The organism is Pseudomonas sp. SDI, assembly GCF_003105155.1.
Lineage (GTDB): Bacteria > Pseudomonadota > Gammaproteobacteria > Pseudomonadales > Pseudomonadaceae > Aquipseudomonas.
This window is the reverse complement of sequence record NZ_QETK01000055.1, coordinates 1-7,507: the sequence shown is the minus strand read 5'-3', so window position 1 is coordinate 7,507 and position 7,507 is coordinate 1. Positions and strand designations below refer to the sequence as shown.

Annotated in this window: 5 protein-coding genes; 2 read left to right on the top strand and 3 right to left on the bottom strand. The window is 65.2% G+C overall.

Annotated features, from left to right (window positions below; all coding sequences use genetic code 11):
* Window positions 1–32: 32 nt before the first annotated feature.
* The 3 genes from mobA to DCO48_RS22280 are packed head-to-tail and all read right to left on the bottom strand — an operon-like array spanning window position 33 to window position 4,993.
* Window positions 33–608 (bottom strand): molybdenum cofactor guanylyltransferase MobA, encoded by a 576-nt coding sequence (gene mobA, locus DCO48_RS22290; protein ID WP_116552772.1) that lies wholly within the window; start codon window positions 606–608, stop codon window positions 33–35.
* A 60-nt stretch (window positions 609–668) separates the two neighbouring features.
* Window positions 669–3,803: an efflux RND transporter permease subunit gene (locus DCO48_RS22285; RefSeq protein ID WP_116552771.1), complete on the bottom strand. Its 3,135-nt coding sequence runs from the start codon at window positions 3,801–3,803 to the stop codon at window positions 669–671.
* A gap of 11 nt (window positions 3,804–3,814) precedes the next feature.
* Window positions 3,815–4,993 carry an efflux RND transporter periplasmic adaptor subunit gene (locus tag DCO48_RS22280; RefSeq protein WP_116552770.1) on the bottom strand — a complete coding sequence of 393 codons (1,179 nt, stop codon included), beginning with the start codon at window positions 4,991–4,993 and terminating at the stop codon, window positions 3,815–3,817.
* A 154-nt stretch (window positions 4,994–5,147) separates the two neighbouring features.
* Between DCO48_RS22280 and DCO48_RS22275 the strand changes: the two genes are divergently transcribed.
* Window positions 5,148–5,849: a response regulator transcription factor gene (locus DCO48_RS22275; protein WP_116552769.1), complete on the top strand. Its 702-nt coding sequence runs from the start codon at window positions 5,148–5,150 to the stop codon at window positions 5,847–5,849.
* Window positions 5,850–5,864: 15 nt separating this feature from the next.
* A complete protein-coding gene (locus DCO48_RS22270) occupies window positions 5,865–7,163 on the top strand; it encodes an ATP-binding protein (protein ID WP_116552768.1) in 1,299 nt (432 codons plus the stop codon).
* Window positions 7,164–7,507: the final 344 nt, after the last annotated feature.

The following is a 7,507-nucleotide window of genomic DNA, read 5'->3' as shown; positions in this document are numbered from 1 at the left end:
CCCTGTGGGAGCGGGCGCGTCCCGCGATGCTTTTAACGCAAGCCCTCCGGCGTATTGAAGTTGCTCAGGCGTCGATCATCCTCGGCGCAGTCCAGCGCCTGTAGATTTTCATCGCGCAACGCCCGTTGCAGGCTGCGTTCGCCAGCCTGCCAGCGTTGCTCCAGGGGCGCCGCCAGGCGCCTGGGAATCAGGCTGAACATCGGCTGCCAGAACCCGGCCTGACGCACCATGGCTGGGGCCTGGGTGGTCTGCGCCAGATTCAGCAACTGCTCGATCAGCGCCCGGTCGACCAACGGCGCATCGCAGGCAAGAATCAGCAACCACTCATGCCGGGCCACCCGCAATCCGGCTCGTACGCCTGCCAGCGGCCCGGGAAAGTCCGGCTCCAGATCGCCCACCAGTTGATCGGCATAGCTGCGGTAAAGCGCCTGGTTACGGTTGCAGGAGATGATCAGGTCGTCGCTGAGCGGACGCAGCAGGCGCTGCAGATGGGCAATCAGCGGCTGGCCATGCCAGGCCAGCAGGCCCTTGTCGTGGCCGCCCATGCGCTGGCCACGACCGCCGGCCAGCACCAGCACGGAAAACGGAGGAGGGGAGACAGCACTCATGCAACGGGTTCCTGGCAGGTAATGCCGGTCACCATCCCATGAGCGCTGGCGCGCTGTCCATCAGCTTTCGCCGGACACCGCATGCTGCGCGGTCGCCGCTTTGGCGCGGCGCTCGGCGCCACTCAGGCGCATCACCACCACAAAGAACACCGGCACGAACACCACCGCCAGGGTGGCGCTGAGCATACCGCCGATCACCCCAGTGCCAATGGCCTGCTGGCTCGCCGAGCTGGCACCGCTGGCAATCGCCAAGGGCACCACGCCGAGAATGAACGCCAGCGAGGTCATCACGATCGGCCGCAAACGCAGGCGCGCGGCTTTTACCGTGGCCTCGACCAGATCGTGGCCCTGATCGACCAGGTCCTTGGCAAACTCGATGATCAGGATGGCGTTCTTCGCCGACAGGCCGATCAGGGTAATCAGGCCGACTTTGAAGAACACGTCGTTGGGCATCCCGCGCAGCGTCACCGCGAGCACCGCACCGAGCACGCCAAGCGGTACCACCAGCAATACCGCCGTCGGAATCGACCAACTTTCATACAGCGCCGCCAGACAGAGGAATACCACCAGCAGCGACAGGCCCATCAGCAAGGGCGCCTGGCTGCCGGAAAGTTTTTCCTGCAGCGACAGCCCGGTCCACTCCAGGCCGTAGCCCAGTGGCAACTGGTCGACCAGACGCTGGATCTCCGCCATCGCTTCGCCAGAGCTATGCCCCGGTGCCGGTTCGCCGGAAATGGCGATGGCCGGGTAGCCGTTGTAGCGGGTCAGTTGCACCGGGCCGGAGGTCCATTCGGCATGGGCAAAGGCCGACAGCGGGACCATCTTGCCGCTGCTGTTGCGCACATGGATCTTCAGCAGGTCTTCGATCTGGCTGCGGCGGTCGCCCTCGGCCTGTACCACCACGCGCTGCATCCGCCCCTGGTTGGGGAAGTCGTTGACATAGGTGGAGCCCACTGCCGTGTTCAGTACCGTACCGATATCGGCAAACGACACCCCGAGGGCGTTGGCTTGCTGGCGGTCGACGGCCAGTTGCACCTGTGGGCTGTCGGCCAGCGCACCTTCGCGCACGTTGACCAGCACCGGGCTCTGTTCGGCCGCAGCCAGCAACTGGTCGCGGGCCTCGGTGAGGCGCTGGTGGCCAAGGCCGCCACGGTCCTGCAGGCGGAACTCGAAGCCGGTCGAGTTACCCAGGCCATCCACCGGTGGCGGCAGCACCGAGTAGGCAATCGCGTCCTTGAACTGGCTGAAGGCCATGGTCGCGCGGTCGGCAATCGCCTGGGCGCTGTGCTCGGCGCTACGCTCGGCCCAGTCCTTGAGCGTGGTGAAGACCAGCGCCGCGTTCTGCCCGTTACCGGAGAAACTGAAGCCGAGGATCACCGTGGTGTTGCCCACGCCTGGTTCGCCGGCGTTGTTCGCCTCGATCTGCTCGGCGACCTGCACCGTGCGGTTACGGCTGGCACCCGGTGGCAATTGCACGTCGGTGATGGTGTAGCCCTGGTCTTCGGTCGGCAGGAACGAGGAGGGCAGCTCGCTGAAGCTGTACACCAGCGCCCCGAGCAGCAGTCCATACACCAGCAGGTAGCGGCCGGTGCGGGCGATGGCATTCGCCACCCAGCGCTGGTAGCCGTTGCTCAGGTTCTCGAAGCGGCGGTTGAACCAGCCGAAGAAGCCGCGTTTCTCGTGGTGCTCGCCCTTGGCCAGCGGCTTGAGCAGGGTGGCACAGAGGGCCGGGGTCAGGCTCAGGGCAAGGAACGCCGAGAACAGGATCGATACCGCCATCGACACCGAGAACTGCTGGTAGATCACCCCGACCGAACCGCTCATGAACGCCATCGGCAGGAACACGGCTACCAGCACCAGGGTGATGCCGATGATCGCGCCGCTGATCTGGCCCATGGCCTTGCGGGTCGCTTCGCGCGGCGGCAGGCCTTCTTCGGCCATGATCCGCTCGACGTTCTCCACCACCACGATGGCGTCGTCGACCAGGATGCCGATGGCCAGCACCATGCCGAACAGGGTCAGCACGTTGATCGAAAAGCCCAGGCCGTACATCACCGCAAAGGTGCCCATCAACGCCACCGGCACCACCAGAGTCGGGATCAGCGTGTAGCGGATGTTTTGCAGGAACACGAACATCACCAGGAACACCAGCACCATGGCTTCGCCGAGGGTGGTAATCACCTGCTGGATCGACACCTTGACGAACGGCGAGGTGTCATACGGGATGTCGTAGCGCGCGCCCGGCGGGAAGAAACGCGACAGCTCGTGCATCTTGGCCCGCACCAGGGTGGCGGTTTCCATGGCGTTGGCGCCCGGCGACAACTGCACGCTGAAGGCGGTCGATGGCTGGCCGTTGAGGCGAGTGCCGTACTGGTATTCCTGGCTGCCGATCTCGACCCGGGCGACATCGCCGATGGTCACCGTGGACCCGTCCGGGTTGGCCCGCAGGACGATGCCGGCGAACTCTTCCGGGGTCGACAGTTGCCCTTTGACCAGCACGTTGGCGGTGATCATCTGGGTCGGGCTGCCCGGCAGATCGCCGATGCTGCCGGGGGCGACCAGGGCGTTCTGCCCGGCGATAGCGGTGTTGACGTCCTCGGGGGTGAGGTTGAAACCGACCAGTTTCTGCGGGTCGATCCAGACCCGCATGGCCCGCTCCGAGCCATACAGCTGGGCCTTGCCGACGCCCTTGAGGCGGCGGATCTCGTTCATCACGTTACGCGCGAGGAAGTCGCTCAAGCCGACCTCGTCGAGGTTCGGCGTTTCCGAGGTCAGGGTGACCAGCATGAGGAAGCCGGTGGAGATCTTTTCCACCGCCAGGCCTTGCTGGGTAACGGCCCGCGGCAAGCGCGACTCGACCACTTTCAGGCGGTTCTGCACGTCGACCTGGGCCAGTTCCGGGTTGGTGCCGGGTTCGAAGGTGGCGGTGATGGTCGCGCTGCCGAGGCTGCTCTGCGACTGGAAGTACAGCAGGTGGTCGGCGCCGTTGAGCTCTTGCTCGATCAGGCTGACCACGCTGTCGTCGATCGACTGCGCCGAGGCGCCGGGGTACACCGCGTAGATCTCGATCTGTGGCGGGGCGACGTTGGGATACTGGGCGACGGGCAGCTTCGGCAGGGCCATGGCCCCGGCGAGCAGGATGAACAGTGCCACCACCCAGGCGAAGATCGGGCGGTCAATAAAAAACTGCGGCATGAATCAGGCCCTCATTGGCCGGAATGCTGAACGATGGGAAGGGCATCCTTGCCGGTCGGGGTGACCTGCACATGGTCACCGACCTTGACGTGTTGCAGCCCTTCGATCACCACGCGGTCGCCGGGAGCCAGGCCTTCGCTGACGATCCAGCGGTCCTGCTGGGCGGCGCCGAGCACCACCGGGCGTTCGCTGACCGTTTGCTCGGCGTCCACCAGCAGCACCCGTGGTTTGCCGGCGCTGTCGCGCAGCACGGCCTGTTGCGGCACGCTGATGCCCTGCGGCTGGATCGCCTGTTCCAGGCGCACGCGGATGAAGCTGCCCGGCAACAGGTCGAGGTCCGGGTTGGGGAATTCGCTGCGCAGGGTGATCTGCCCGGTGCTCTGGTCGACGCTGATGTCGGAGAACAGCAGCTTGCCCGGCTGCGGGTAGACCGAGCCATCGTCCTGGATCAGCGTGGCGCGGGCCTGGCCGTCGCCGACCTGCTGCAGCTCGCCGGCGCGCAGGGCGCGGCGCAGCGCGTTGATCTCGCGGGTCGACTGGGTGATGTCGGCGTGGATCGGGTCGAGCTGCTGGATGATCGCCAGCGGCGTCGACTCGTTCTGCCCGACCAGGGCACCTTCGGTAACCAGTGCGCGGCCCACCCGCCCGGAAATCGGTGCGGTAACCGTGGCGTAGCCGAGGTTCAGGCGGGCGCGTTCGAGCGCGGCCTTGGCCGCATCGACATCGGCGTTGGCCTGCAGCGCCGCGGCGCGGGCGTTGTCGTGCTCCTGGCGGCTGACCGCGTTGATGCTGATCAACTCGCGGTAGCGCTCGTCCTGCAGCTTGGCCTGGAAACGCGTGGCTTCGGCCTTGGCCAGGGCGGCGCGGGCACTGTCGTAATCGGCCTGGAACGGCGCCGGGTCGATGCGGAACAGCACATCGCCCTGTTTCACGTCGCTGCCTTCGCGGTACACGCGCTTGAGCACCACACCGGCAACCCGGGCGCGCACTTCGGCAACCCGTGGGGCGAGCACGCGCCCGGACAGCTCGGTGCTGATGGCCAGGGGCTGAACCTTGACGGTTTCGATCGAGACATTGGGCGCCGGCGGCTTTTGCTCATCGCTCGGCGCGTCGCCGCAGCCGGCCAGTGCCAGGCTGAGGGCGAGCAGCGGGAACAGGGTGCGCAGACGGACGGGGCTTGAACTGGGCATGCGGATCTTCCATAAATGACCCGGCAATCCTAAGGCAGGCCTCCTACAGGCTGTGTGAAGCTGTGTAGGCCTAATGTGAAAAAGTGTGAAGAATCGCGCCGCGTCCGGTGAGGTTCTATATCCTGCCTGACTTTTCCTGCCTGTCAAATTGCCCATGCCGAATATCCTCCTGGTTGAAGACGACTGCGCCTTGTCCGAGCTGATTGCCAGCTACCTGCAGCGCAATGGCTTTTGCGTGAGTGTGATCGCCCGTGGCGATCATGCCCTGGACGCGTCGCGGCGGACCCAGCCGGACCTGGTCATTCTCGATCTGATGCTGCCGGGCCTCGATGGCCTGCAGGTGTGCCAGTTGCTGCGCGCCGAGTCGGCGGCGTTGCCGATCCTGATGCTGACCGCCCGCGACGATAGCCATGACCAGGTACTGGGTTTGGAAATGGGCGCTGACGACTACGTCACCAAGCCGTGCGAACCGCGCGTGCTGCTGGCGCGGGTGCGCACCCTGCTGCGGCGCAGCAGCATCAACGAGCCACACCTGGAGAGCGACCTGATCGCCATCGGTGGGCTGCGCATCAACCTGGCCGAGCGCACCGTGCACTGGCGTGACGAGCCGGTGGAGTTGTCCAGTGGCGAATTCAACCTGCTGGTAGTGCTGGCGCGCAATGCCGGCACGGTGCTCAGCCGCGACCATATCCTCCAGCAACTGCGCGGTATCGAGTTCAACGGCACCGACCGTTCGGTGGACGTGGCCATCTCCAAATTGCGCCGCAAGTTCGATGACAACGCCGGCGAAGCGCGGAAGATCAAGACCGTGTGGGGCAAGGGTTACCTGTTCAGCCGCGTCGAGTGGGAATTCTGAGGTCAAGACAGCGCCATGCTGAAAATCGTCGTCCGTTTGTACCTGATCACCATCTCGGCCTATGCCGGCGCCATGTACTTCGTGCCCGACCTGATCGTGCAGGCGTTCCACGGTCGTTATATCGCCTACAACCTGGAGCAGGCGCGGGGTGTGCAGCGGCTGGTGGTCAAGCAGTTCGAGCAGTCTCCCAAGGCGCAATGGCCGGCAGTGGCCGAGGTGCTGAGCAAGGATTTCGCACCGCTGCGCATCGAGCTGCGGCGTCAGTTGGAGAGCGACCTCGATGCCGACGAACGTGGCCGCTTGCAGAGCGGCCAGTATGTGGTGCGCCTGGGTGACTGGGGCTACTACGAAACAGCGCTGGCGCCGCTGGACAGCGAATGGATGGTGGCGCTGATCAACCCGCCGGAGCCCTACGACATCAACATGCTCTCATGGACGATCATGGTCCTGATCGGCGCGGCGCTGTTGGCCTGCCTGCTGTTCTGGGTATGGCCGCACTGGCGTGACCTGCAACGGCTCAAGGCCACCGCGCAACTGCTGGGCCAGGGGCAACTGTCGGAACGCACACTGATTTCGCCGCGCTCGAACATTGGTGCGTTGGCCAAGGTGTTCGACACCATGGCCGATGATCTGGAGCAGTTGCTGACCCAGCAGCGCGAGTTGCTCAACGCGGTGTCGCATGAACTGCGCACACCGCTGACCCGCCTGGATTTTGGCCTGGTGCTGTTGTACGACGAACTGCCGCCGGCCAGTCGCAAGCGTCTGCTGCAACTGGTGGGGCATGTGCGCGAGCTGGATGCGCTGGTGCTCGAACTGCTGTCGTACAACCGCCTGCAGACGCCGGGGCAGATGGGCGAGCGGGTCGAGGTGGGCTTGCTGGAGTTCGTCGACAGCATCCTCGGCAGTTTTGCCGAGGAGCTGGACGGCCGCGGGATCACCTGGGAGGTGCGTGCCGAGTCCGACCTGCCACGCCTGATCCTTGATCCGCGGCTTACCGCGCGGGCGGTGCAGAACCTGGTGCGCAATGCCATGCGCTACTGCGATGAGCGGCTGGTGCTGCGCCTGAGCCATGACGAGCACAGCTGTGTGCTGACGGTGGAGGATGACGGCATCGGTATCCCACAGGAAGAGCGCGAGCAGATTTTCCAGCCGTTCTATCGCCTGGATCGCAGCCGTGATCGTGCGACGGGCGGCTTTGGCCTGGGCCTGGCGATCAGTCGACGGGTGATCGAGGGGCAGGGCGGTACCTTGACGGTGGGACAATCGGCCCTGGGCGGGGCGCAGTTCAAGATTCAGTTGCCGCGCGGGCGTTAGGTGCGGCGTTGCGTCCGCGGCTATTACAGGAAAACGCTGAGTTTTCTACTAAACCTCCTTAGCCGTGAATAACTACACAAGGAAGGTATCGCATGACTGCAAGTGCACTCTGTGGCCGGTCTTGTCGGCGAGGCCATGGGGTTTGGCTCTGGCCTTGGCCTTGATGGACATATCCAGTGCAGATGGCGGCTCTGCCGGCCCCTTCCGCCCTTACGGCGGCCAACTTTTGACGGCGCAAAAGTTGGCAAAACGCCCCGGCCCTGCATACGGCCCCTGCGCTGCGCTCCGGGGTTCCCTCGCTCCGCACCTGCTCCGCGGGGACCGCGCTGATGGCCCATCCATGG